The 23,990-nt window shown below is 67.9% G+C and carries 30 protein-coding genes; 25 read left to right on the top strand and 5 right to left on the bottom strand.

Annotated features, from left to right (window positions below):
• The first annotated feature begins 23 nt into the window (after positions 1-23).
• The 10 genes from AB0M48_RS10150 to AB0M48_RS10105 all read left to right on the top strand — a co-directional run bounded on the left by AB0M48_RS10150 (position 24) and on the right by AB0M48_RS10105 (position 7,973).
• Entirely contained in the window at positions 24-170 is a 147-nt protein-coding gene (locus tag AB0M48_RS10150; RefSeq protein ID WP_363838229.1) for a hypothetical protein, read from the top strand.
• 118 nt (positions 171-288) lie between these two features.
• A complete protein-coding gene (locus AB0M48_RS10145; protein WP_363838226.1) occupies positions 289-741 on the top strand; it encodes a hypothetical protein in 453 nt (150 codons plus the stop codon).
• Between the two features lie 2 nt (positions 742-743).
• Positions 744-1,334 carry a DUF3558 domain-containing protein gene (locus tag AB0M48_RS10140; RefSeq protein ID WP_363838223.1) on the top strand — a complete coding sequence of 197 codons (591 nt, stop codon included), beginning with the start codon at positions 744-746 and terminating at the stop codon, positions 1,332-1,334.
• A gap of 9 nt (positions 1,335-1,343) precedes the next feature.
• Positions 1,344-2,642, top strand: coding sequence for a hypothetical protein (locus AB0M48_RS10135; protein WP_363838220.1), 1,299 nt, complete (start codon positions 1,344-1,346; stop codon positions 2,640-2,642).
• Positions 2,643-2,665: 23 nt separating this feature from the next.
• Entirely contained in the window at positions 2,666-3,403 is a 738-nt protein-coding gene (locus AB0M48_RS10130) for an ESX secretion-associated protein EspG (protein ID WP_319983242.1), read from the top strand.
• 135 nt (positions 3,404-3,538) lie between these two features.
• A complete protein-coding gene (locus AB0M48_RS10125; RefSeq protein ID WP_363838215.1) occupies positions 3,539-3,844 on the top strand; it encodes a hypothetical protein in 306 nt (101 codons plus the stop codon).
• A 1-nt stretch (position 3,845) separates the two neighbouring features.
• Positions 3,846-5,015: a transglycosylase SLT domain-containing protein gene (locus AB0M48_RS10120; RefSeq protein WP_363838212.1), complete on the top strand. Its 1,170-nt coding sequence runs from the start codon at positions 3,846-3,848 to the stop codon at positions 5,013-5,015.
• A 773-nt stretch (positions 5,016-5,788) separates the two neighbouring features.
• On the top strand, positions 5,789-6,919 hold the full coding sequence (locus AB0M48_RS10115; protein WP_363838209.1) for a pyridoxal phosphate-dependent aminotransferase: 1,131 nt from the start codon (positions 5,789-5,791) through the stop codon (positions 6,917-6,919).
• A gap of 140 nt (positions 6,920-7,059) precedes the next feature.
• Positions 7,060-7,209 carry a hypothetical protein gene (locus AB0M48_RS10110; RefSeq protein WP_363838206.1) on the top strand — a complete coding sequence of 50 codons (150 nt, stop codon included), beginning with the start codon at positions 7,060-7,062 and terminating at the stop codon, positions 7,207-7,209.
• A gap of 38 nt (positions 7,210-7,247) precedes the next feature.
• On the top strand, positions 7,248-7,973 hold the full coding sequence (locus AB0M48_RS10105) for an ion channel (RefSeq protein ID WP_363838203.1): 726 nt from the start codon (positions 7,248-7,250) through the stop codon (positions 7,971-7,973).
• On the opposite strand, the gene AB0M48_RS10100 is transcribed toward AB0M48_RS10105, so the two are convergent.
• Together AB0M48_RS10100 and AB0M48_RS10095 are read right to left on the bottom strand one after the other, a co-directional pair.
• Complete coding sequence (locus tag AB0M48_RS10100; protein ID WP_363838200.1) at positions 7,917-8,513, bottom strand: HAD family phosphatase; 597 nt, start codon at positions 8,511-8,513, stop codon at positions 7,917-7,919. The two genes, AB0M48_RS10105 and AB0M48_RS10100, sit on opposite strands and share 57 nt — an antisense overlap.
• Complete coding sequence (locus AB0M48_RS10095; RefSeq protein WP_363838366.1) at positions 8,514-9,515, bottom strand: GntG family PLP-dependent aldolase; 1,002 nt, start codon at positions 9,513-9,515, stop codon at positions 8,514-8,516.
• Between the two features lie 123 nt (positions 9,516-9,638).
• Between AB0M48_RS10095 and AB0M48_RS10090 the strand changes: the two genes are divergently transcribed.
• The 7 genes from AB0M48_RS10090 to AB0M48_RS10060 are packed head-to-tail and all read left to right on the top strand — an operon-like array spanning position 9,639 to position 15,045.
• The gene (locus AB0M48_RS10090) at positions 9,639-10,157 is read left to right on the top strand and encodes a SigE family RNA polymerase sigma factor (RefSeq protein WP_363838197.1); all 519 of its coding nucleotides are present in this window, start codon (positions 9,639-9,641) and stop codon (positions 10,155-10,157) included.
• Between the two features lie 23 nt (positions 10,158-10,180).
• The gene (locus AB0M48_RS10085; protein WP_363838194.1) at positions 10,181-10,855 is read left to right on the top strand and encodes a hypothetical protein; all 675 of its coding nucleotides are present in this window, start codon (positions 10,181-10,183) and stop codon (positions 10,853-10,855) included.
• Positions 10,856-10,882: 27 nt separating this feature from the next.
• Complete coding sequence (locus AB0M48_RS10080; protein ID WP_363838192.1) at positions 10,883-11,464, top strand: TetR family transcriptional regulator; 582 nt, start codon at positions 10,883-10,885, stop codon at positions 11,462-11,464.
• 57 nt (positions 11,465-11,521) lie between these two features.
• The gene (locus AB0M48_RS10075) at positions 11,522-12,055 is read left to right on the top strand and encodes a SigE family RNA polymerase sigma factor (RefSeq protein WP_363838190.1); all 534 of its coding nucleotides are present in this window, start codon (positions 11,522-11,524) and stop codon (positions 12,053-12,055) included.
• On the top strand, positions 12,052-12,810 hold the full coding sequence (locus AB0M48_RS10070) for a hypothetical protein (protein ID WP_363838187.1): 759 nt from the start codon (positions 12,052-12,054) through the stop codon (positions 12,808-12,810). Before AB0M48_RS10075 ends, AB0M48_RS10070 begins: the two co-directional genes overlap by 4 nt.
• A 25-nt stretch (positions 12,811-12,835) precedes the next feature.
• Positions 12,836-14,254 (top strand): adenylosuccinate lyase, encoded by a 1,419-nt coding sequence (purB, locus tag AB0M48_RS10065; RefSeq protein ID WP_363838183.1) that lies wholly within the window; start codon positions 12,836-12,838, stop codon positions 14,252-14,254.
• Positions 14,255-14,256: 2 nt separating this feature from the next.
• Positions 14,257-15,045, top strand: a complete 789-nt coding sequence (locus AB0M48_RS10060) for an MOSC N-terminal beta barrel domain-containing protein (protein ID WP_363838180.1) — start codon at positions 14,257-14,259, stop codon at positions 15,043-15,045.
• Here AB0M48_RS10060 and AB0M48_RS10055 read toward each other — a convergent pair.
• A complete protein-coding gene (locus AB0M48_RS10055; RefSeq protein WP_363838177.1) occupies positions 15,042-15,479 on the bottom strand; it encodes a hypothetical protein in 438 nt (145 codons plus the stop codon). The genes AB0M48_RS10060 and AB0M48_RS10055 overlap by 4 nt on opposite strands.
• 88 nt (positions 15,480-15,567) lie before the next feature.
• On the opposite strand from AB0M48_RS10055, the gene AB0M48_RS10050 reads away from it, so the two are divergent.
• Positions 15,568-16,443 (top strand): phosphoribosylaminoimidazolesuccinocarboxamide synthase, encoded by an 876-nt coding sequence (locus AB0M48_RS10050; protein WP_363838174.1) that lies wholly within the window; start codon positions 15,568-15,570, stop codon positions 16,441-16,443.
• Positions 16,444-16,493: 50 nt separating this feature from the next.
• Positions 16,494-17,144 (top strand): DUF2334 domain-containing protein, encoded by a 651-nt coding sequence (locus AB0M48_RS10045; RefSeq protein ID WP_363838171.1) that lies wholly within the window; start codon positions 16,494-16,496, stop codon positions 17,142-17,144.
• On the opposite strand, the gene AB0M48_RS10040 is transcribed toward AB0M48_RS10045, so the two are convergent.
• Positions 17,107-17,730: an MBL fold metallo-hydrolase gene (locus tag AB0M48_RS10040; protein WP_363838168.1), complete on the bottom strand. Its 624-nt coding sequence runs from the start codon at positions 17,728-17,730 to the stop codon at positions 17,107-17,109. The two genes, AB0M48_RS10045 and AB0M48_RS10040, sit on opposite strands and share 38 nt — an antisense overlap.
• Positions 17,731-17,967: 237 nt before the next feature.
• On the opposite strand from AB0M48_RS10040, the gene AB0M48_RS10035 reads away from it, so the two are divergent.
• The gene (locus tag AB0M48_RS10035) at positions 17,968-18,921 is read left to right on the top strand and encodes a serine protease (RefSeq protein WP_363838165.1); all 954 of its coding nucleotides are present in this window, start codon (positions 17,968-17,970) and stop codon (positions 18,919-18,921) included.
• Here AB0M48_RS10035 and AB0M48_RS10030 read toward each other — a convergent pair.
• Positions 18,905-19,885, bottom strand: a complete 981-nt coding sequence (locus AB0M48_RS10030; protein ID WP_363838162.1) for an NAD-dependent epimerase/dehydratase family protein — start codon at positions 19,883-19,885, stop codon at positions 18,905-18,907. The two genes, AB0M48_RS10035 and AB0M48_RS10030, sit on opposite strands and share 17 nt — an antisense overlap.
• 149 nt (positions 19,886-20,034) lie before the next feature.
• Between AB0M48_RS10030 and AB0M48_RS10025 the strand changes: the two genes are divergently transcribed.
• The 5 genes from AB0M48_RS10025 (at position 20,035) to purL (ending at position 23,967) form a co-directional block, all read left to right on the top strand.
• A complete protein-coding gene (locus tag AB0M48_RS10025) occupies positions 20,035-20,355 on the top strand; it encodes a hypothetical protein (protein WP_363838159.1) in 321 nt (106 codons plus the stop codon).
• A gap of 19 nt (positions 20,356-20,374) precedes the next feature.
• Positions 20,375-20,569, top strand: a complete 195-nt coding sequence (locus tag AB0M48_RS10020) for a hypothetical protein (RefSeq protein WP_363838155.1) — start codon at positions 20,375-20,377, stop codon at positions 20,567-20,569.
• A 235-nt stretch (positions 20,570-20,804) separates the two neighbouring features.
• On the top strand, positions 20,805-21,044 hold the full coding sequence (gene purS, locus AB0M48_RS10015) for a phosphoribosylformylglycinamidine synthase subunit PurS (protein WP_030477798.1): 240 nt from the start codon (positions 20,805-20,807) through the stop codon (positions 21,042-21,044).
• Positions 21,041-21,712, top strand: coding sequence for a phosphoribosylformylglycinamidine synthase subunit PurQ (gene purQ / locus AB0M48_RS10010; protein WP_363838150.1), 672 nt, complete (start codon positions 21,041-21,043; stop codon positions 21,710-21,712). The genes purS and purQ overlap by 4 nt, the downstream gene beginning before the upstream one ends.
• Positions 21,709-23,967: a phosphoribosylformylglycinamidine synthase subunit PurL gene (gene purL, locus AB0M48_RS10005; protein WP_363838147.1), complete on the top strand. Its 2,259-nt coding sequence runs from the start codon at positions 21,709-21,711 to the stop codon at positions 23,965-23,967. Before purQ ends, purL begins: the two co-directional genes overlap by 4 nt.
• The last annotated feature ends 23 nt before the right edge of the window (positions 23,968-23,990 follow it).

The raw sequence follows: 23,990 nt of genomic DNA, 5'->3' as shown, positions 1-23,990 counted from the left end.
CCCCGACCCTCTCCCGCACCGGCGTGGCGTTGCCGAGGGCCTGCCGTGCGGCGGAGCCCTGGGCGCAGTCGGGTTCGTTGATCGCCCCCATCGCGGCGTCGACGGCGTGCGTCTTCTCCAAGGCGCGGACGTACCGAATCGACGTCCCGCGCTACCAGGAACGGCACTGAGCGTGATGTGGAACCAACGAGGGGTGGTCTTCGTCCAACCACAGGTACGTCTTACGCAGGCGTTGGTAGCCTGCGAAGCGGGACCGAACCGTTACCAACCGTACGGGGGTAGGACGTCGTGACACAGGAGAGCGCGGGGGCGGATGCCGCTCTCAGTGCCGTCGCGGGTGTGGCCGGTGGCGCGGTAGCTGGAGCGGCGATGGCCTTCAAGGCCGCGTCGTCGATGATCGACAGGCTGACCGCCGGCCCGTCGTCGCAACAGTTCAACGTGGACAAGGACACCGTCTTGAAGGCCGGCAGGGTCATCCATGACCAGCTCGACCTGTTGGAGAGGGCGTACAAACGCAACGTTCCCAAGCTGCGAATCCCAGGCAGTGACGACAAGGTTTCCGAAGACGTCGTCAATGCGTGGAACGACAGGCTCGTCTACCACGAGGACTCGTACGCAAACAGAATCACCCTGTACATGGAAAAGCTTCGGAGTCTCTCTGAGCAGCTGCAGTCCTCGGCGCAGCAGTACGGTTACACCGAGGACGAGATTCAGGCCGTGTTCAGCAAGTCGAAAGAGTGAAGATGCGTATCTCCAAGCTCGCCGTTGCGGTTTTTGCCGTGATGGTCGCCTCGGCTTGCACGACCGGCGGGGAGAAGGGAAACCCAACCCCAGCTCCCCAGTCGAACACCTCTTCCGGAAGCGATTCCGGAAGCAAGATGCCTGAGCGTCCGCAGGCGCTCAAGTTGGACTCGATCGATACCTGCAAGCTGCTCACCGCAGAACAGATGAAGCAGATCAGCGCTGTTTCCGCCGATCCTGTTCAGCTGGATCTAGTGGAGGGCAAGGAGTCACCCAGCTGTGATTACGGCAGTGACGGCGGATTCGGCTACCAAGTCGGCGCGGTGACCCACGACGGTGTTTCTTATTGGCTGAAGGGTGGCGGCAACGTTGACGCGAAAGTGATCAAGGTTGGCGACTTCGGCGCGGTGGAGGTCAAGCTGAAAGGCGGGTCTGGGTTCGACTGCTCGGTGGCGATTGACGTTGCCGATGGCCAGCAGTTGATGGTCAGTTATATCCCGACCACCACCAAGGAAAAAGACCAGGCCGTGCTGTGCGGGAAGGCTGAGAAGGCCGCTGGTCTCGCGCTCTCGACGCTCAAGACATTGAAGTGAGGGGGAGCCATGTCGGGTTATCGGCAGCTCAACGACTGGAACTTCGACGGCTGGTCCAACCAGGACTTGGCTGACGAGGTCCAGAAGCTCTCAGGCACCACGATCGCGACGCAGTTCAGCGAAGCATCCGAGGCGCTGCGAACGTTGGCCAACACCATCGACGGTATCGATCAGACGATTCGCGCGCAGCTGAGAGAACTCAAGATCGAATGGGGCGGCGCGGCTGCTCAGAAGAGTCATGAGGAAACCGACGTCGTTGCCGCTGGTCTCGACGACAGCACCCAGGCGTCGAATGAAAGCTCTCATGCCATAACACAGCAGGGCGAGAGCACCAGCCATGCCCGCTACAGCACGCCCCCGTCGCAGGACCTGCGTGGCGACACCGAACAAAATCTCAAGGACAAGGTCGGAGGCTTCTTCGGCATCGAGACGGACCACGCCAAGGAGGTCGAGGCGACCAACAGGGCTCGCCAGCAGGCCATCGACAGCCTCAACGGTTACGTCTCGAACAGCCAGAACTCGCTCGACGGCTTCCGCGCTCCTGCTCAGGCACCAGACATCGTCGTGGCCAGTGGTGCCGTCGCCACGCCTGTCGGCCCTCAGGTCGGCACGCCGGCAGGCGGCCCTCCCGGCATCAACGGCGGCCCAGGCTTCACCGGCTCGCCCGGTAGCCCCGGCTCCCCAGGCGTCCCGGTCGGCCCCATCCCGAGCACGCCCGGCAACACCACCGGCGTCATGCCCGGCACGGGCACGCCCAACCCGCTCGCCGCAGGCCCCGGCCTGCCCAAGCCGTTCGGCACCCCGTCGATCGGCCTCGCCGCCGCGACAGCCGCTGCCGCCGGTCTCGCCGGTGGCACGGCCAGCGCGCGTGGAGCGCAGGTCGTCGGCGGTGGGCGTGGTCCGAGCCAGGCTCCGAAGACGCCCATCGCACCCACCGGACCGAAGGGCGCGCCCAGCACGATCGGCGGCACCAAGGCTGGTGGCGGCGGTGCTGGAGCCGGTGGTGCAGGTGCTGGTGCCGGCGGTACCGGTGCTGCGGGCAAGGGACCGGGTGGTGCGATGACGCCCGGCGGTGTCAGCGGCGTCGGACCTGAGGCGAATCGCGGCGGCGCTGCGGCTGCCGGCAAGGGTGGTGTGGCAGGCAAGGGTGCTGGTTCGCTCATGTCGCCCGCGGCCAGTGCTGCCAAGGGTGAGGGCGAGGAGGACGGCGAGCACGTGCGCAAGTACGGCGTCGACTCCGACGAGATGTTCGGCGATGACCGCATGGTGGTTCAGTCCGTCATCGGCGAAGACCCGAAGGACAAGTAGATCCCTTGAGCTCACCAGGTTCTGTGGTTCTGTCCACAGTGGAGTTCGCCGTGGTCTGGGAGGCGCAACGCCTCCCGGCCGCGCACGTCGCGCTCGACACGCGGATTCCCTCCATCACCCACACCGAGAAGTCCGAGGTGGTGAAGCGGGCCTGGGAGTCGCTGGAGGCGCGCGGCCTCGCCCGCAACGGGCGGGTCGTGCCCGAGCTCGCCGACGGGTTCGCGTTGCTGGCGAACCACCAGGTGTCGATCGACCTGTGGATCTGGGCCGACCGGCAGATCAGCGGACTCGCGGCGGCGATCGGGGACGAGGCGATCCTGGCGGTGCAGGATCGCGACGAGATGTGGTTGATCGAGGCGCGCGGCACGGCTCTCGCCGAGGCCGCGGTGTCGGTCGCCGGGGAGATGCCTGCCGGGTTCGGGCGGTCGACGAGCATGCCCTACGACGAGCTGGTGGCCGCCGCCAAGAACGTCGGGCTCGACGCTCAGGCGATGATCACCTCGCTGGAGCGGCGCGGAATGCGGCTCGGTGACGCGCAGGAGCTCGCCGGCATGCTCGACGGCATGTCCACGCGCGGTCAGTTCGGCGCGCAACGCAACGGACGGCGTGCGGATCGTGTCGTTTCCTTCCACGACACGCACAACGGGCGCTATCTCCGTCAGCTCAAGCCGAGCAGCGACGGCCGCAAGTGGTGCACCATCACGCCGGTCGACAACCATCGGCTCGCCGGGGCGATCTGGGAGCTCTTGCAGGAAGTCTGATCACGGAACCCTCGTACGTGCCCGCCCGTCGAACTCGACGGGCGGGCATCGTCGTCTCGAAAGAGCGAATCGGCGCACTGCCCGGCGCAATTCGTTCTAAAGTCGATGAGCAGACGTTGAGGGGGTAGGGCGCGCATGGCTGCGACGAAGTTCAACACTGAAGCCATGGAACAGTGCCGAACGACCGTGAGCAGTCAGGCCGGACAATTCGGCGCGATCGGTGACGGCTTTTCCGGCCAGTACGGCAATTCGGACATCTTCGGAAAACTCGGTTCGTCCGGTGCGATCTCCGCAGCGGTGTCCGCAATGGACCAGGCGGGCACCCAGGAGTTCGAGGCGGCCGAAAAGGTGCTGCGCAAGGTCGAGGGTGCGCTGGACGCGATCCAGACCAACGTCGCCGACGTCGAGGAAGCCAACAAGAACTCCTTGAAGGCGGTCTGACATGAGCGCGATGGACGAAGTCGCGGCGCTGCCCGGCGGCGCCGAACTGGCCGCGCTCGCGGACAAGATCGAGACCGCACAACCCCAGGCCGTGCGCGACATCGCGAACCGCTGGAAGCAGGCCGCGGGCAAGTGCGGCGACCAGACGAACGTCCTGCAGAGGTCCGTCACGCAGCTGGACGGCGCCTGGGAAGGCAAGTCCGCCGACGGTTTCGTCGCCTACATGGCCAACGTCACGAAGTGCGGCACCTCGATGGCCGAAGCGCTCAACAACGCCGCGACCGACCTGGAGGCGGCCGCGAACGCGTTGGAAACCGCGAAGACCTCGATGAGCCGCATCTGCGAAAACCTTCTGAGCCGCGCCCGCCAAGCGCGCCAGCAACTCCGCAACCAGCCACAAGAGGACGTCGACAGCCTAATCCGCAGCTACTGCGCCGAAGCCACCAGTGACGCCCAACCCGTTGTCTCCCAAGCAGAAAGCGCGGTCAACGCCGCCGCCGGCACCCTGAAGTCCCGCCCCGGCGCGCTGACCCCGAAGTTCTCGTCGCTCCAGGACCCGAACACCCAGTCCTTCACCCCGGCCCCCGGCAAGCCCATCGAGTGGGCTCCGGCCCCACCGCCGGACGAGTCGACCAAGCCGTCGTCCACATCGGACCCGCAGCCCGCGCCCGCCACTACGTCGAATAACGGCGGCGGTGGAGGAAGTGGCGGTGCCTCCGGCGGTGGAGGAGGCGGCGGTGGCGGCGGAGGTGAGGGCGGCGGCATGGGCGGCCTCGGCTCCAGCGGCGGCCCGCCCTCCGGCAGCCCGCCTCCCGGCAACGTCGAGGAGTGGATCCGCGAGGCCATCAAGATCCTCCAGGCCGCCGGGATTCCCGTCACCGACGAGAACATCGACGAGATCTGGAAGATCATCGAGAAGGAGTCGAGCGGCAACCCGCACGCCATCAACCTCTGGGATTCCAATGCCCAGGCGGGAACGCCCTCCAAGGGCCTCATGCAGTGCATCGACTCGACGTTCAACGCGCACAAGCTGCCCGGCCACGACGACATCTGGAATCCGGTGGACAACATCATCGCCGGCGTTCGCTACACGTTCTCGCGCTACGGCGGCTTCGAAGGGCACCCCGGCCTGAAGGCGATGTCCCAGGGCGGCGGTTACCAAGGGTATTAGCGCGCTCGATCGGGTGAGCTTTGTCCGGAATCCGGCACTTCATCGTCAGGTATCTCGTGACGGAGATGTGCCGGATTTCGGTTATCCACACCCACACGGGTAGCGCATGTCCTGAAACACTGTTATCTGCGCCCGCATATTGCGGAAGCGCGGGGGGTGCGACCGGAGGTGCTGCCCCCAGAGGGCGTTGTGAGTTGACGTGATTGGAGAGCTGAAGCTGGTACTGGGGTGTGGGTGCTGGGCTGGTCGGGACTTGGGTGCAGGGTGCTGGGGTGGCGGGACTGAGGTGGCGGGGAGCTGATGATGGGGAGCTGGGGTGTTTCGGTGGTGGTCGTGGGGTGGTGATGACCGGGACCTGAGAACGCGGACCGGGACCGGGACCTGAGAACGGGACCGCGGATCTGGGGACGGGACCGCGGATCTGGGGACGGGACCGCGGATCTGGGGACGGGACCGCGGATCTGGGGACGGGACCGCGGATCTGGGAACGGGACCGCGGATCTGAGCACGGGGACTGGAGAACCTGAGCACGGGGACTGCGGATGTGAGGACGGGAACCGGGGAACGAGGACCTGGGGACCGGGACCTGAGAACGGGTACCGGGGACGAGGACCTGGCGACCGGGGACCTCGGGACGAGGCCCCAGGGACCTTGGTGGGGAGCCGACGCGGTGAAGGCGGACGCGGAGATCCGAGGCGACGCGCGAACCCGACAGACGTGAGGCGCGAGACGGACAGAGGTCGGGCGAGGTAGCGGGCAGTTAGCCTGACGGCATGCTGACCGTGGCCGCCCGCGCCGACGTCCCGCCCTTCCACGTCATGGACGTGCTGTCCGCCGCCGCGCAGAGGCAGCGGACGCACGGTGACGTGATCTCCCTGGCCGCCGGCCAGCCGTCGAGCCCAGCGCCGCGTCCGGTGCGGGAGGCCGCGGCACGGGCTCTGGACGTGCACGCGCTGGGCTACACGGAGCAGCTCGGGATTCCGGAGCTGCGGCAGGCCATCGCCGGGCACTACAAGCGGCAGTACGACCTCGACGTGTCGGCGGACGACGTGGTGGTGACCACCGGGTCGTCGGGGGCTTTCACGCTCGCGTTCCTGGCGGCCTTCGACGCGGGTGATCGGGTCGCCCTGGCGCGGCCGGGGTATCCGGCTTACCGCAACATCCTCAAGGCGTTGGGGTGTGAGGTCGTCGAGTTGCCGTGTGGGCCGGAGACGCGGTTCCAGCCCACGGTCGAGATGCTCGATCCCGGGCTCAAGGGTGTGATCGTGGCCAGTCCGGCCAACCCGACCGGGACCGTCGCCGACGTCGAGCCGATCGCGGCGTGGTGTTCGGCCAACGGGGTTCAGCTGATCAGCGACGAGATCTACCACGGGATCAGCTACGGCCAGCCGTTGAAGTGTGCTTGGGAGACGTCGCGGGACGCGATCGTCGTCAACTCGTTCTCCAAGGCTTTTGCGATGACCGGGTGGCGGCTCGGGTGGATGTTGTTGCCGGAGCGGTTGCGGCGGGCTGTGGACTGCCTGACTGGCAACTTCACGCTGTGTCCGCCCGCGTTGGCGCAGTACGCGGCGGTCGAGGCCTTCCACGAGGACGCCTACGCGGAGACGGCCGAGCACCTCAAGCGGTACAAGGTGAACCGGGATCTGCTGGTCGGAGGACTCACCGACCTCGGTATCGACAAGCTTGCGCCGGCCGACGGGGCGTTCTACGTGTACGCGGACGTGCGGCATCTGACCGACGACTCGATGGGGTTCTGCAAGAAGCTGCTCGACGAGACCGGGGTCGCGATCGTGCCCGGGATCGACTTCGACCCCGTGGACGGGCACCACTTCGTGCGGATGTCGTTCGCGGGCTCGACGCGGGACATCGAGGAGGCCCTGCGGCGGCTGAAGGCCTGGCTCTGACCCACGAGACCCAACCAGACCCGCCAGACCCGTCACGCCCGTCAGACCAGGAGCCCACGAGACCCGCGCCACGCCGAGCGGAACCAAGAGCAACAAATCCGGGCGGCCGGACGTTCACGAAGCGAGGAACGGGAGGTCCTATGTGGGCGATCATCGGGTGGCTCGTGGCGATCTGGATCGTGCTGGCCGTCGTCGGCGCCGTGGTGAAAGGCCTTTTCTGGCTCGCTGTGATTGGAGGACTACTCCTCGCAGGCACGGCGGCCTTTGGCGCCATCAAATCCAAGCGATGACTCTGGATTAATGCGAACGCACCGCTCACCATGAGGCGGTGTTGTTAGCCAACGAGGCCCGCCTCGAGCGGTGGGAACGAAAGGTCGAGTGGCCGATGACGGCCCTCGCCGTGGTGTTCCTCGCCGCCTATGCGTGGCAGGTCTTCGATGATCACGGGGCGATGCACTTCACCCTGGAGATCGTGTTGTGGCTGGTCTGGGCTGTGTTCGCGGCCGAGTTCGCCATGAGGCTGACCCTGGCGCAGAACAAGCTGAAGTTCTTGAGAACGCATATTTTCGATCTTGCGGCAGTGATCTTGCCGATGGTGCGGCAGCTCAGGGTTCTCCGGTTGATCACGGTCATCACGTTGCTCAACAAGAAGTTCCAGCACAAGATCAGGCAACGCGTCAGCATTTACGTCGCGGCCGTGACGGTGATCGTCATGTTTTGTGCGAGCCTCGCGGTGCTGGATGCGGAAAGGCACGCGGAGAACGCCACCATCACCACGTTCGGTGACGCGCTGTGGTGGACGATGACCACCATGTCGACGGTCGGGTACGGCGACCGCTACCCCGTCACGGGTGAGGGGCGGCTCGTCGCCGGGCTGTTGATGGTGGGTGGCATCGCGTTGCTCGGTGTCATCACCGGCACGATCGCCAGCTGGCTCGTGGAGAAGCTGCGCGGTGTCGAGGAAGCCGAGCTCGAGACCGCGCAGGAACTCCGGAACCTACGGGCGGAGATCGCCGAACTCCGCAAGGAGCTCGACCCGCGCAGCGGCGGCTGACGTCCACAGCCGCGCGTCCCAGCCCGCGGCCCGTGCGCCCTCCACGTTGGACGCGCGGTCGTCGAAGAAGATCACGTCCGACGAGCCGAGCACGGACGACGTGTGCTCCCAGATCTCCGGGTCCGGCTTCGCGCAGCCGAGGTCACCCGAGAAGATCAGGTGCCGGAAGTGCTTGGCCCACGGCACCTTCTCGGCCAGCCGCCCGAGCGTCGAGGGCGCGTTCGACAGCAACGCCAGCGGCACGCCGAGGGACGCCAGGTCCTCGATCAGCGCGACGGTCTCCACCACCGGGTCGTCGAGCCAGCCCGCGTTGTCCATGGCGGTCAGTTCGCGGACCAGGGCGTCGTCGAGGCTCAGCCCGAGAACGGAACCGATCCGCGCCCAGTAGTCCGAGTCGGATCCGCCGCGGTCGTAGGCGTCGCGGTCCCAGTACGCCGTCTCGAAGACCTCCAGCGTCACCCCGAGCTTCGCCGCCATGGCGGGCCGAGCCGGGTTCCGCTGGCTGATCACCTCGCCGAAGTCGAACACGATCCAGCGCATCTAGATGTCCTCTCGCAGCCGGCGAAGCACCTCGGCGACGTCGGACGAGTCCACGTCGCCGTGCGTCACGAACCGAACCTTGCCCGACATGGGACTGGCCAGGACTCCGACATCACGCAACGACAGCAGCGTCTTCTCCAGATCGGGTGCCGACGCCAGCACGATGTTCGTCGAGGGCTCGTCCACCTCCCAGCCCAGCGCCCTCAACCCGGAAGCCAATCCATTGGCATTGGAATGATCGGCCGCCAGGCGGTCGATCCGGTCGAGAGCCACTAGACCCGCGGCCGCGAGCACACCGCCCTGCCGGACTCCGCCACCGAGCATCTTCCGGACGCGACGGGCCTCGACGACGAACGACGCGGAGCCGGCCACGACCGACCCGACCGGTGCGCCGAGCCCCTTCGACAGGCACACCTGAACGGTGTCGACGCCGGCCGTCAGCGAGGTCAGCGGCACCCCGAGAGCGACGGACGCGTTCCACAGCCGGGCGCCGTCGAGGTGCACCGCCAGCCCGATCGACCGAGCGGCGGCGACCAGGGCAGCGTGCTCGTCGACGGAGGTCACCGTGCCGCCGGAAGCGTTGTGCGTGTTCTCCACGCACAGCAACGAGGTGCGCAGCCCGTAATAAGGAGACTCGCCACCACCGGCCGCGATCACGGCCTCCGGGGTGAGCACCGGCAACGCGTGCGGCATCCCGCCGGCCAGCCACGCGGCGGTGCCGAGTTCGGCGTCCAGCACGTGCGCGCCCAGCGGGGCGAGGAACCGGTCACCGCGCCGCAGGTGCAGGAACAGGGCGATCAGGTTGCCCATGGAGCCGGAGGGGACCCAGAGCGCGGCCTCGACCCCGAGCAGCCCGGCGACCCGCTCCTCCAGGGCGGCCATGGTCGGGTCGTGGTCCAGCACGTCGTCGCCGACTTCCGCCGCCGCCATGGCGCGGCGCATGGCCTCATCGGGCTGGGTAACGGTGTCCGAGCGCAGGTCAATGGGGGTCACAGCCCCGATCACATCACATCAGGTGAACGACCGAGGGGGTGATGTAGCTCTCGCCGCTGGTTCGTGCAACCGTTGGTGCCTCAGTTTCCGTCCAGTCAGTGCAACTCGAGGAACGAGCGGAGAGCAGTCCGCGTGGATCAGCGCGACGAGCAGGAGTTCGCGGAGTACTTCGTGGCTCGCCGTGAGGCCGTGCGCCGAACGGCATACCTGCTGTGCGGCGACTGGCACCGCGCTGACGACTTCGCGCAGACGGCCTTCGTCGCGGTGCACAGGAGGTGGCGGAAGATCAGGGACAAGCAGGCCCTCGACGCCTACGTCCGACGTACCGTCGTGCGCGCGGTGATCGACGAGTCACGCCGTCCGTGGCGGCGCGAGAAGTTCACCGACGAGATGCCGGAGTCGCCGACGACGGACAACGAGATCGGTGACACCGTCGCGACGCGCGAAGCGTTGATGAAGGGTCTGCGCAGGGTTCCGCCCAGGCAACGGGCCGTGCTCGTGCTGAGGTTCCTCGAGGGCCTCGACGTCACGGCCACGGCCGAGGCGCTGAAGTGCTCGGAAGGAACTGTGAAGAGTCAGACCGCCCGAGGGCTCGCCGCACTGCGGGAAGCTCTGGGTGACGCGATCGACGACCTGCGACCGGCGTCGTGACCAGCGAGAGGAGGACGACGTAGATGGACGAGCAGAAGCTCGCGGACCTGTTCCGCGACGCCGCACACGACGCACCACCGGCGTCCTTCGACGCGGGCGACGTCCGCAAGGCCTCGCGCCGCGCCACGCTGCGCCGGCGCAACGCCATCGCGGCCGGCACCACCCTGGTCGTCGTGCTCGGCTTCGGCGGGGTTTTCGCCGCCAACGGCTGGGTAAACCAGGACACGAAAACTTCGGACAGCGCGGGTTCTGGGCAGAAGCAGGACAACGCGGCAGAATCCCCGATGACTCCACTGCAGGCGCAACCGCCCACGAACTTCTCCGGTGAAGGCAAGTCCACGCAGGGGGACGGGTCGATGCCGGGAAGCACTGGTCTTTCGGCCAGTGAAAGCACAGTGCAGGGCTGTGCAGGTGTGGACCGAGAGCTCGCCGACGCCCTCGCCGTCGAGCTTTCGGTCTCACCGGACTTCGCCGTGGCACCCACGCAGACCTGCTCGCCCGACTCCCGCTCCGCCGCGTTCAAGATCGACGGGCTGACGGTCACCGCGATCGTCACGCCGCAGCCGTTCGACGCCCCGTCCGGCGCGGAGAAGCTGAAGACCCCCAAGGGGCAGGACCTCTACGTGTTCACGCAGGGCGACGGCGAGCTGAAAGGCCAGGCCAAGCGGATCGCGGACGCACTGGCCCCGAAGTTCTGATCGTTCGCCCAGTACCCTGGCTCGACTATGACGGCAGCAACCCCCAAGGGTGAGCGCAGGCGGCAGGCGCTCGTGGAGGCCGCGTCCGGCCTGTTCTCCGAGGGCGGCTTCGACGCGGTCAGGCACCGCGCGGTCGCCGAACGCGCAGGTCTGCCGCTCGCGTCGACCACGTACTACTTCGACTCGCTGGACGAGCTGATCACCGCGGCCGTCGAGCTCCACGGCCGCAGCGAGCTCGCGAGCTTCCGGCAACGGCTCTCCTCGATCCCGGAGAAGATGACCGACGACGTGCTCGTCGAGTTCATGCTGGACCTGCTCGTCGGCGAGGACGCGACGGACATCGAGGCCGTGCTGCTGCGCTACGAACGCCTCGTCGCGACCGGCCGCCGCCCGTACCTGCGGCCGTTGATGCGCTCCCTGTCGACCGAACTGCGCGAGCTGGTCGCCGACGTCTTCGCCCGCGCGGGCCGTGACATCGACGGCGACCGGGTCGAGGAGCTGATCGCGCTGGTCGACGGTTCGGTGGTCAACTCGTTCATCGAGCTCAAGTCGGATCCGCGGGGCGTGGCGGCCAGGATGCTCCGTTCGGCCCTTTCGCGTCACGCGTGATGCAACCCCGCGTTCCTCCGACGCGTTCCCCTGGTTGAGGACGCGAGAGGGGTACGCATGCGCAAGGCCGACGAACAGGGCTTTCGCGAGTTCGCGGCAGCCAATGCCGCGTCCTTGCGACGTACTGCGTACCTCTTTTGTGGCGACTGGCACACAGCGGAAGACCTGATGCAGTCGAGCCTCATGAAGATGTACCTGGCGTGGAAGCGCATCAAGGACCTGGACAACCTGATCGCCTACGCCCGCAAGGTGCTGTTGCGCACCTGGCTGGACGAGAAGCGCAGGCCGTGGCGCAGAGCCGAGCAGCGTGACGGGGAACTTCCCGACGCCGCCGACGCCACCGTGGACCCGGAGACGACCAGCGCCAAGCTGTGGGCACGTGAGCTGGTGCACACCGCGTTGCTGCAGGTGCCGCCACGTCAACGGGCGGTGCTCGTGCTGCGTTATTTCGAAGACCTGTCGGTAGCCGAAGTGGCAGTGGCCATGGGCTGCACCGAGGGAACGGTCAAGAGCCAGACGGCGCGTGGTCTCGCGACGCTGCGCACCATCGTGGAGAAGCTCGACAGCAGTTCGGGGAGGGTCGCGTCGTGAGTGAGCAGGAGATCCGCGAGGGAATGCTGCTGGCCGTCTGGGACGAGCCGCCGCTCGACTTCGACCCCGACACCCTGATCAGGCGGGTCGAGCAGAAAAAAAGTCGCCGACGAGCGCTGGTCGCTGTGGGCGTGGCTACGGCGGTGATCGCCGTGGCGTCGTTCTCACTGCCCGGCCTGCTGCCGCGCGACCGGGACACCCAGCTCGGTTCCGAGACGCAGACGACCTCGTCGTCACCGTCCGCCGAATCGGCGGAGAAGAGGGCTCAGCGCGTCGGCGACAAGCTCGTGGAGTCGCTCGGGGTCCGGATGACGAACTTCAAGGAGCTCTACGCGGCGTTCAACCCCGGCCGGAACCCGGTCTACCCGCCGTCCCAGACGAGGGCGCCGGAGTGGAAGCAGGACGAGACGGAGTACTCGGGCTTCCTGTACCTGACCGACGGCATCGGACCGACCGCGTTGCAGGTGAGGGTCTCCAAGAAGACGTTCTCCAAGAGCGCTTTCTGCGGTGAGGCGACGACGTGCCAGGAGGTCAAGCGGGAGGACGGGTCGGTCGTCCACTCGGTCGAGCAGCTCTACGGCTCCCCCCAGGTCCAGCAGGCCGGTGTCGTGCGCGAGTTCGAGAGCGGGCTCGTCGTGGAGATCACCGCCTACGCGTACAACCCCTCGAACGGCAACGGCCAGCGCGAGACCGTCCCGGTGCGCGTGGGAGTGCTCACAGAGCTGGTCATGGAGCCCGGCATCAACTGGGAGTGAGTCCCGTGTGCACTAATCTGAGGGCGTGACGAAGCCCCGCATCGCCAACGTCCTCGCAGGTCGGTACGCCTCCACGTCGCTCGCGACGCTCTGGTCGGCCGAGCACAAGATCGTGCTGGAACGCCAGCTGTGGCTCGCGGTCCTGCGGGCACAGGCCGCCGCGGGCATCGACGTGCCGGCCACCGCGGTCGCGGACTACGAGCGCGTGCTGGAGCAGGTCGACCTGGAGTCGATCGCGGCGCGCGAGCGGGTCACCCGCCACGACGTGAAGGCGCGCATCGAGGAGTTCAACGCGCTCGCGGGCCACGAGCAGGTCCACAAGGGAATGACCTCGCGCGACCTGACCGAGAACGTCGAGCAGCTGCAGGTGCTGCGGTCGCTGGAGCTGATCCGCTCCAAGGTCGCCGCCGTCCTCGTCCGGCTCGCGCGCCTCGCGGCCGAGCACTCCGACCTCGTCATGGCCGGTCGTTCGCACAACGTGGCCGCGCAGGCCACGACGCTGGGCAAGCGCTTCGCGACCGGCGCCGACGAGCTGCTGGTGGCGTTCGGCAGGCTCGACGAGCTGATCGCGCGCTACCCGTTGCGCGGCATCAAGGGCCCGGTCGGCACGGCCCAGGACATGCTCGACCTGCTCAGCACCCCCGAGAAGCTGGAGGAGCTCGAGCAGACGGTCGCAGGCCACCTCGGCTTCGAGCGCGTGCTCACGAGCGTCGGCCAGGTCTACCCGCGCTCGCTCGACTTCGACGTCGTCTCGACGCTCGTGCAGCTCGCCGCGGCGCCGTCGTCGGTGGCGAAGACGATCCGGCTCATGGCGGGCCACGAGCTGGTCACCGAGGGCTTCAAGCCCGGCCAGGTCGGGTCCAGCGCCATGCCGCACAAGATGAACACCCGCTCGTGCGAGCGCGTGAACGGCTTCGCGGTGATCCTGCGCGGCTACCTGTCGATGGTCGGCGAGCTCGCGGGCGACCAGTGGAACGAGGGCGACGTGTCGTGCTCGGTGGTCCGCCGGGTCGCGCTGCCGGACGCGTTCTTCGCGTTCGACGGGCTGCTGGAGACGTTCCTGACGGTGCTCGACGAGTTCGGCGCCTACCCGGCCGTCGTCGCCCGTGAACTGGACCGCTACCTGCCGTTCCTCGGCACCACGAAGGTGCTGATGGCGGCCGTGCGCGCGGGTGTCGGCCGAGAGACCGCGCACGAGGCCATCAAGGAGAACGCGGTGGCCGTCGCGCTGGCGATGCGCGAGCAGGGCCTGGCGCAGAACGACCTGCTGGACCGGCTCGCCGCGGACTCCCGGCTGCCGCTCGACCGCGCCGCCCTGGACGCGCTGCTGGCCGACCGCCTGTCGTTCACCGGCGTGGCGTCGGCGCAGGTCGCGTCCGTCGTGGAGCAGGTCGCCGCGGTCGTCGACAAGTACCCGGTCTACGAGCCGGAGCCGATCCTGTGATCGTGTCCGACCTGGTCGTCTACCCGGTCAAGGGCTGCGGCGGGTACTCCGTCGCGTCCTCGGCCGTCGAGCCGACGGGGTTGCGCGACGACCGGATGATGATGCTCGTCGACGACGAAGGCGTGTTCCTGTCGCAGCGCAAGGTTCCGGAGATGGCCGCGCTGCGACCGTCCCTCGTGGACTCGGCGTTGACGATCGGTGGTGAATCCTTCCCGGTCGTCGTCGACGGGCCGCGGGTTCCCGTGGTCGTGCACGTCTGGCACGGCACCGGGATCGACCAGGGTGACGAGGCCGCCGCGTACTTCTCCGACGTGCTCGGCAGGTCCGTGCGGCTCGTGCGGACACCGCCGGACATCCACCGCGAGACGACGGGCGAGACCACCGGAGTCATCGGATATGCCGACGGCAACGCGTTGCTGGTGCTCTCGCTGTCCTCATTGGACGGGTTGAACGAGCGCATCCTGGAACGCGGCGGGGAGCCGGTGCCGATGAACCGCTTCCGCCCCAACGTCGTCGTGTCCGGCTGGCCGGAACCGCACACGGAGGACCGGGTGCGGCGCGCGGCGATCGGTGACGTGGAACTGGCCTACGCCAAGGACTGCGTGCGTTGTGCGGTACCGATGGTGGATCAGGAGACCGGGCTGAAGAACGGCCCGGAGCCGATTCGTTCGCTGGCGACCTACCGCCGTGACCCCGACGGCGGCGTCACGTTCGGCATGAAGGCTCAGGTAGTGCGCACCGGCACGATCAGCGTCGGCGACAAGATCGACGTGCTGGAGTGGCGCGGCTAGGCCTTCTGCCAGCGCAGCCTGTCACCGCGGTTGGGATCCTTGCGGCAGGTCAACGGCTCGTCCCGGAAATCGATTCCGTTCGCGCCTTCGGGACTGCAAGTCGCGCCTTCGACGACGAGCAGTCCTCGTTGCGGGGGCTCGGTGGTCGTCGGCTGCTGCACGGGCGGAGGCTGCTGGGCCGGTGGCGGCTTCGGCTGCGTGGTCTTCGTCGTGGTGGTGGTCGTCGCCTCGGATGAGGAGCCCTTCACCGTGATGTCGGCGACGTCGGGGGTCGGCACGATGCTCACCGACTGGGTCGTGCTCGGGTTCAGCGAGCCGCCCGACGAGGGGGATGAGATGGGACTGGAGTCGAAGCTCCACCCGGCCACGCCCAGCACGATGAGCAGTCCCAAGCTTGCCAAAGCCGGGATCCACAGGGCCTTTCTAGGGAGCACGGGTGCACCTTAAGCTTCTTTGCCCTTGATCTGTAGTGGTGGCGGGGTGTACGTCGGTTTCAGGACAAGGCCCCGTAGGCTGACCAGCGTGCCTACGCTCGCTGACTACCAGCACGTCGCCCGCGGCAAGGTTCGCGATCTGTACGACGTGGACGACGAGCTGCTGCTGTTCGTCGCGTCGGACCGCATCTCGGCGTACGACCACATCCTGAGCTCGGAGATCCCCGACAAGGGGCGCGTGCTCACCGCGATGAGCGTCTTCTGGTTCGAGCGGCTCACCCCGAACCACCTGGTCGCGTTCGACGACCCGCGCATCCCCGCCGAGGTCCGCGGCCGCGCGTTGCTGGTGCGCAAGCTGCAGATGGTCGACGTCGAGTGCGTGGCGCGCGGGTACCTGACGGGCTCCGGCATGGCCGACTACACCGCGACCGGTGCGGTGTGCGGGATCGAGCTGCCGGCCGGGCTGGTCGAGGCGTCCGAGCTGGATCCGCCGATCTTCACGCCCGCGTCGAAGGCCGAGATCGGTGCGCACGACGAGAACGTGTCGTTCGACGTCATCGCCGAGAAGCACGGTGTCGAGCTGGCGTCGAAGTTGCGCGACCGCACGATCGAGCTGTACAGCGAGGCGCGCGCGTACGCGTTGACGCGTGGCCTGATCCTGGCGGACACGAAGTTCGAGTTCGGGCTGGACGCCTCGGGCGAGCTGATCCTCGCGGACGAGGTCTTCACGCCGGACTCGTCGCGCTACTGGCCGGCCGAGGGCTACGAGCCCGGCCGCGTGCAGCCGTCGTTCGACAAGCAGTTCGTGCGCGACTGGCTGACGTCCTCCGCGTCCGGCTGGGACCGCAAGAGCGACGTCCCGCCGCCTCCGCTGCCCGCCGACGTCGTCGAGGCGACCCGTCAGCGGTACGTCGAGGCTTACGAGCGGCTCACTGGCCGGTCCTTCGCTGACTGGCTTGCGTGAGTTAGCTCCGCTTTCACGCGGATGTCACCACGGCGTGGCGCACTCATACCGTGCACTCACAGCTCGTGGTCTCCCTGTCCGGCATCGGTCCGCAGACACTCGACCGATGCGCTGATCTCGCCGCGGCCCTTGATCCGCGGCAGGTGCCGTTGTCGCTGCTCGTAGCACCTCGCGAGCTCGGCAGGGCGCAGGAATGGGTGCGGCACCGCACCTCGCTCGGCGATGCCGTCGTGCTGCACGGTCTCGGTCAACGGCGGCTGCCCGCCTACGAAGCCGGGTTGTTGCTGATGGGCGCGCGTCTGCAGATGGACGCCATCGGGCTCAGCGCCGACACGTTCGCGCCACGGCGTTGCGTGGCGTCGCCCGGTACGTTGATCGCGCTGGCCAAGCACAAGTTCAGCCGCTGCGCCGACGCGCACGCCGTCCGCGAGGTCGGCAGCGGACTTGCGACCCTCGGTCGCCTGCACGCGCTGACCGAACGCACCAGCTTCGGCGAGCTGCGGTCGCTGGCGCTGGTCTACGCGGCGGCCAGGTCCGCTCGCCGCGGCGGGCTGACCCGGATCACCGTCGACGCCCGTGACCTGCACCGACCTGGTGCGCGGCAGGCCGTGCTCGACGCCGTGGACATCGCTCTCGCCCACGACGCCGCGCCGACCACCTACGTCAGACTGCCGTCTCCTCGCCTGGCGTCAGCGGCCTGACCTCGGTGCCCTCCGGCTTGAGCATCTCGAAGAGCCGGTGGGCCATCTGCGGGCTCGCGAGCGTCTTCTCGTGGATCGGCACGGCGACACGCGGCTTCACGGCGCGCATGAAGTCGACCGCCTCGCCGGTGCGCATCCACGGCGCGCCCGCGGGCAGACCGAGCACGTCGACGTCCTCGTCCGGCACGAACAGCGAGTCGCCGGGGTGGTAGAACGCGCCGTCGCCGACCACGTAGGCGGCGTTCGGCACGATCGGGATGTCCTCGTGGATCATCGCGTGCTGCCCGCCGACGACCCGGACGGTCGTGTCGCCGACCTTGAAGGTGTCACCCGGCCTGGCGACGGTCGCGTTCTCGACGGTGGGCGCGGTGCCCTCGTCGACGATGAGCTGCGCCCGCGGGTTGGCCCTGAGCAGCGCGGGCAGCTTCTCCAGGTCGACGTGGTCGAAGTGCTGGTGCGTGATCAGCACCGCGTCCAGGTCCTCCAGGCCCTCGAAACCCGTGGAGAACGTGCCGGGATCGATCAGGATCCGCGTCGCCCCCGAGTCCAGCAGCACGCAGGCATGACCGAAATGGACAAGTTGCACAGATTCCTCCATTACCGACGTTCGGCGGGCTGACACGGTCAGGTGACGTCGGAAGTATCAAATGGCATGAGGAAAACCCTGCAACTCCTCACGGCACTGGCTCTTGCCCTGCCGATGACGTCCATCGTCCCTGCTACCACCACCTCTACACCTGCTCAGGCTGCTTCGCCGCAGAGCCAGGAAATCGGAACTGAGGAATCGGTCTCAGTCCGCGTGGGTGGCGCGAATCGTTCGACGGTGATCGAACGACCGGGGTCCGGTTACGTGAAGCTGCATTTCACGGACCTGCGGATCCTCCCCGGTGACGTGCTGACGGTGTCGAACCCTGACGGCACCGAGAAGTACACGTACACGAGAGACCTGAAGGCCTCGCTGACCGCCACGGTCGACGCGTCGGGCTTCTGGGCCATGTCGATCACGGGTGACCGGGCCGTGGTGTCGGTGACGAACCCGCTGTCCCGCGTCCGGATCGACAAGCTCACGCGTGGCTACACCGAGGCCGAGATGTCCTCGCAGCCGTCCGTGCAGAGCATCTGCGGCACGAACGACTACAAGGACGCGGTCTGCTACCAGTCCAGCAACCCGACCGAGTGGGGCAAGACCGCGTCCGTGGCGAAGCTGCTGCGCAACGGCAGTTCGCTGTGCACGGCGTGGCGGGTCGGCCCCAACAACCGCATGCTGACCAACGAACACTGCTTCACCAGCACCAGTGGCATCGAGGTGTGGTTCAACTACCAGTGCCCGACCTGCGGCGGAACCACTTCGGCCACCGTCACGAAGGTGCTGGCGGCCCAGGTCCTGAAGTACAGCGCTGCGCTGGACTACACCCTCTTCACCGTGAACAACTTCGCCGCCATCAGCTCGTTCGGTTACCTCGAACTGGACGCGCGCGTTCCGGCCGTGGGTGAGGAGATGTACATCGTCGGCCACCCGGCCGGGAAGCTGAAGAAGTTGTCGTTGCGCGACAACAGCAACGGCGGCGGCTACTGCGTCGTGCGCGCGGTGCGCGTGAACGGCAGCTCGTCGCAGTCCGACATCAGCTACATGTGCGACACCGAAGGCGGCTCGTCCGGCTCACCCGTGCTGTCGAGGCGCACGCACAAGGTGATCGGGCTCCACCACTTCGGCGGCTGCCCGAACCAGGGCGTGCGCATCGACCTCGTCGCCGCGCAGATCAACTCACTGCTGTGAGGATTTCCTGCTCTTCCTGCTGAGTGAGCCCCGCCTTGCGGGGCCGGTCCAGCCCGAGGCCGCGTTCGTACTCCAGCGAGTCGAGCGCGGTCTCGGCCAGCGGCCTGACCCGCAGCCCGTTGGCCAGCGCGTTGCTGACGTCGCGGCCGACCATCTTGGCCCACTCCTGCGGCAGCCACAGCGGCAGCGACCGCGGCCCGGCCCACGGGTTGACGCCGAGCTCCTTCAGCACGCTCTCCGGCACCGGCACGAGCTGCGTTCCCGGCTGAGCGGTCGCGCCGGCGATCTCGCCGATGGCCATCTGGAACGGCATGACCGGCCCGGTCGAGTCGTACGTGCCCGTCACCCGCTCCTCGGCCGCGAACACGATCCACTGCGCCAGGTCCCGCGCGTCGATGTGCTGGAACCCCAGGTCAGGGCTGTCCGGCACGACCACGCGCCCGCCCTGCGCCATCCGCGCGGGCCAGTACCCGAACCTGTCGCTCGGGTCGTCCGGCCCGGTGATGAGCCCGGCCCTGACGATGAAGTCCCGCCCGGCGACGGCCTCCCTGACCGCGATCTCACTGGCCACCTTGACGCTGCCGTACCGCTCGGCCGTGAACTCCTCGGCCGGGTCGTCCTCCAGCGGCGGCAACAGCTCGTCGCTGCCCGTCGAGTGGTCCGCGTAGACGGAGATGCTGGACACGAACGTCCAGTGCGGCGTGGTCGCCCCGAACGCCTCCAGCGCGTCCCGCACCCAGTTCACCGAGTACTTGGACACGTCGATCACCGCGTCGAACTGCTCACCGGCCAGCGCGTCGAACGCACCGGGCTTGTTCCTGTCGACCGGAACGAGCGTGGCTCCCTCCGGCACCCCGCCGGAGGCACCGCGGGCAGCGCAGACCACGTCGTGGCCGCGGCGGACCGCCTCCGCCGTGATGGCCTTGCTGAGGAACACGGTTCCGCCGAGCACGAGGATCTTCATGATCTCCAGCATCCGTCCGATCGGGCTCGGCTGCCAGTGGTCTCGCTTTGGGCGAAATAGCTTGTTGGAATAGGTCCAATACTTGATCGTTCGGCCCCGATCAGTTGGAGTTGTTGAACTGTTGTTCGGGTTCTGCCGATGGACGTTCCGTGAGTCTGCATGCCTTCGTCGACGAGTCGCGACGAAACAACACGTACCTGCTGGCGGTGGCCCTGGTGCCACCTGGTCAGCTGCACAAGTTCCGCAAGGCCCTGCGTTGTCTGCTGATGCCGGGACAGCGGGAGCTTCATTGCAAGAAGGAGACCCCCAGTCGACGCAAAACGATCGCGTCCCGGATGGTGGACGAGAAGGTCTCCGTGCGGCTGTACAAGCGCAGCTGCGATCAGGGTGACGAGCAGGCGCGTCAAACGTGCGTCCGGAGGCTTGTCGAGGATCTGCTGAACGCCGGCGCCCCATCGGCTCGTCCTTGACTCGCGTGCCCAACGGGACATGCATGACCTCCTGACGATCCGCACGTCACTCGGCCACGTCGCGTTGTCCACGAACCTCGTCTACGAGCACTGCCGCAGCAGCAACGAAGAATTGTTGTGGATCGCGGATTTCGCGGCTTGGTGCTACGGCTCCGGCGGTGAGTGGCGGGAGCGGGTGATGCCAATCGTCGAGTCGATCGTCGACCTGGACTAACCCCAGAAAGCGCGATACCCAGCCGTCGACCGTCCGGACGTGGGCTGGGTACACTTCCTCGGCTTACGGGCCTCGGCTGACACCACTCTACCAAACGGTCCCGCCGAGGCAAGCTCGTTCACCCGAAGGTGGACCGGTGACGATGTGCCCCCGAACACGTGTCGGGAGGATGAACGCACAGGTCAGATAGGCTCTCGAGGTACCGCCAGCCCCTCAAACCCGGGAGCAGTCTGTCGTGGCCCGAGTCGTCGTCGACGTCATGCCGAAGCCCGAAATTCTCGACCCCCAAGGCCAGGCGGTGGCGAACGCGCTGCCCCGTCTCGGCTTCGACGGCGTCACCGCCGTCCGTCAGGGCAAGCACTTCGAGCTGGAGGTCGCCGACGACGTCGACGACGCCACGCTCGCCAAGATCGCCGAGACCTTCCTCGCGAACCCCGTGATCGAGGACTGGACCGTGCGCAGGGTCGAGGCATGAGGGTCGGTGTCATCACCTTCCCCGGCACCCTCGACGACGTCGACGCGCAGCGGGCCGTCCGGTACGCCGACGGTGAGGCCGTGCCGTTGTGGCACGGGGATCACGACCTCAAGGGCGTCGACGCGGTCATCGTGCCCGGCGGGTTCTCGTACGGCGACTACCTGCGGTGCGGTGCCATCGCGCGGTTCGCGCCCGTCATGCAGGAAGTGATCGAGGCCGCGGACAAGGGGATGCCGGTTCTCGGCATCTGCAACGGTTTCCAGATCCTCGCCGAGGCCCATCTGCTGCCCGGTGCGCTCACCCGCAACCACAAGCTGCACTTCGTGTGCCGCGACCAGTGGCTCGCGGTCGAGAACAACACCACGGCCTGGACCACCCGCTACGACGCAAACGCCGAGATCCTCGTGCCGTTGAAGTCGGGCGAGGGCGGCTACCAGGCCGACGAGGACACGCTCAAAGAACTCGAGGACAACGGCAGGGTCGTTTTCCGGTACGTCGGCGGCAACCCCAACGGCAGCCGCAACAACATCGCGGGCATCACGAACGCCAGGGGCAACGTCGTCGGGCTGATGCCGCACCCCGAGCACGCCATCGACGCGCTCACCGGCCCCACGGACGACGGACTGGGCATGTTCCTGTCCCTGCTGGACGCGGTGGTGAAGGCATGATCGACACCGTCAAGAACGCCGAGGCGACGCCCGACCAGGAGCAGCCCTACCGGGAACTGGGCCTCAAGGACGACGAGTACGCGCGCATCAAGGAGATCCTGAAGCGCCGCCCGACCGACGCCGAGTTGGCCATGTACTCGGTCATGTGGAGCGAGCACTGCTCCTACAAGTCGTCCAAGGTGCACCTGAAGTACTTCGGCGACACCACGACCGACGAGATGCGCAGCAAGATGCTCGCGGGCATCGGCGAGAACGCCGGCGTCGTCGACGTCGGTGACGGCTGGGCCGTCACGTTCAAGGTCGAGAGCCACAACCACCCGTCGTACGTCGAGCCCTACCAGGGCGCCGCGACGGGCGTCGGCGGCATCGTGCGCGACATCCTCGCGATGGGCGCGCGGCCGCTCGCCGTCATGGACCCGCTGCGGTTCGGCAGGCCCGACGCCGAGGACACGAAGCGCGTCCTGCCCGGCATCGTCGCGGGCGTCGGCGGCTACGGGAACTGCCTCGGCCTGCCGAACATCGGCGGCGAGGTCGTGTTCGACGAGTCGTACCAGGGCAACCCGCTGGTCAACGCCCTGTGCGTGGGTGCGATGCGCGTCGAGGACCTGCATCTCGCGCACGCGAGCGGCACCGGCAACAAGGTCATCCTCTACGGCGCGCGCACCGGCCTCGACGGCATCGGTGGCGTGAGCGTGCTGGCGAGCGAGACGTTCGACGACACCGCCGGCAAGCGCAAGAAGCTGCCGAGCGTGCAGGTCGGCGACCCGTTCACCGAGAAGGTGCTGATCGAGTGCTCGCTCGAGCTCTTCGAGAAGGGCATCGTCGCCGGCATCCAGGACCTCGGCGGTGCGGGCCTGTCCTGCGCGACGTCCGAACTGGCGTCCGCGGGTGACGGCGGCATGCACGTGCGGCTCGACCGCGTGCCGTTGCGCGCCACCGGCATGACGCCGGCCGAGATCCTCTCCAGCGAGTCCCAGGAACGCATGTGCGCGGTGGTCGAACCGGCCAACGTCGAGGCGTTCATGGAGGTCTGCGCGAAGTGGGACGTCATCGCCACCGAGATCGGTGAGGTGACCGAAGGCGACCGCCTGGTCATCACCTACCACGACGAGGTGGTCGTCGACGTGCCTCCGCGCACGGTCGCGCACGAGGGCCCGGTCTACCACCGGCCGATCCAGCGGCCCGCCGACCAGGACGAGCTGCAGGCGAACACGCCGGACAGCCTGCCGCGGCCGGGCCGGGACGAGCTGCTCGCGTTGATCAAGACCATGGCGGCCAGCCCCAACCTGGCCTCCAAGAAGTGGGTCACGCAGCAGTACGACCGCTATGTCCGCGGCGGCACGGTCCTCGCGCAGCCGAGCGACAGCGGCATGATCCGGATCGACGAGGAGACGGGCCGCGGCGTGGCGCTCTCCACGGACTGCAACGGCCGCTACACGAAGCTCGATCCGTACGAGGGCGCGAAGCTGGCGCTGGCCGAGGCCTACCGCAACGTCGCGGCCACGGGTGCCACCCCGGTCGCCGTCACCAACTGCCTCAACTTCGGCTCGCCGGAGGACCCGGCGGTCATGTGGCAGTTCGAGCAGGCCGTGAAGGGCCTGGCGGACGGCTGCGCCGAGCTCGGCATCCCGGTGACCGGCGGCAACGTCAGCTTCTACAACCAGACCGGCTCCACGGCGATCCTGCCGACGCCGGTCGTGGGCGTGCTGGGCGTCATCGACGACGTGCGCCGCCGCATCCCCACCGGGATCGGGGCCGAGGCCGGCGAGACGCTGCTGCTGCTCGGCGAGACGCACGACGAGTTCGGCGGGTCGGAGTGGGCGCACCACGTCCACGGCCACCTGGGCGGACTGCCGCCGAAGGCCGACCTGAAGCGGGAGAAGCTGCTCGGCGAGATCCTCGTCGCGGGCTCGCGCGACGGCATGGTCTCCGCCGCGCACGACCTGTCCGAGGGCGGCCTGGCGCAGGCGCTGGTCGAGACGTGCCTGATCGGCGAGGTGGGCGCGCGGGTCTTCCCCGAGGGCGACCTGTTCACCGCGTTGTTCAGCGAGTCCGCCGGCCGCGTGCTGGTCGCCGTGCCGCGCACCGAGGAGCAGCGGTTCACCGACATGTGCACCGCGCGCCGCCTGCCGTGGCGCAAGATCGGCGTCGTCGACCCGGAGTCGAACGCCCTGGAGGTCCAGGGCCTCGGCGAACTGCCGTTGGATGAGCTGCGCGAAGCCTGGGAGGGCACCCTCCCGGCGCTGTTCGGCTGAGCACGAAGGGCCCCGTCACCGAC

It is taken from the genome of Lentzea sp. NPDC051208 (genome assembly GCF_040682435.1).
Lineage (GTDB): Bacteria > Actinomycetota > Actinomycetes > Mycobacteriales > Pseudonocardiaceae > Lentzea > Lentzea kristufekii.
This window is presented reverse-complemented; position numbering and strand designations above follow the sequence as displayed.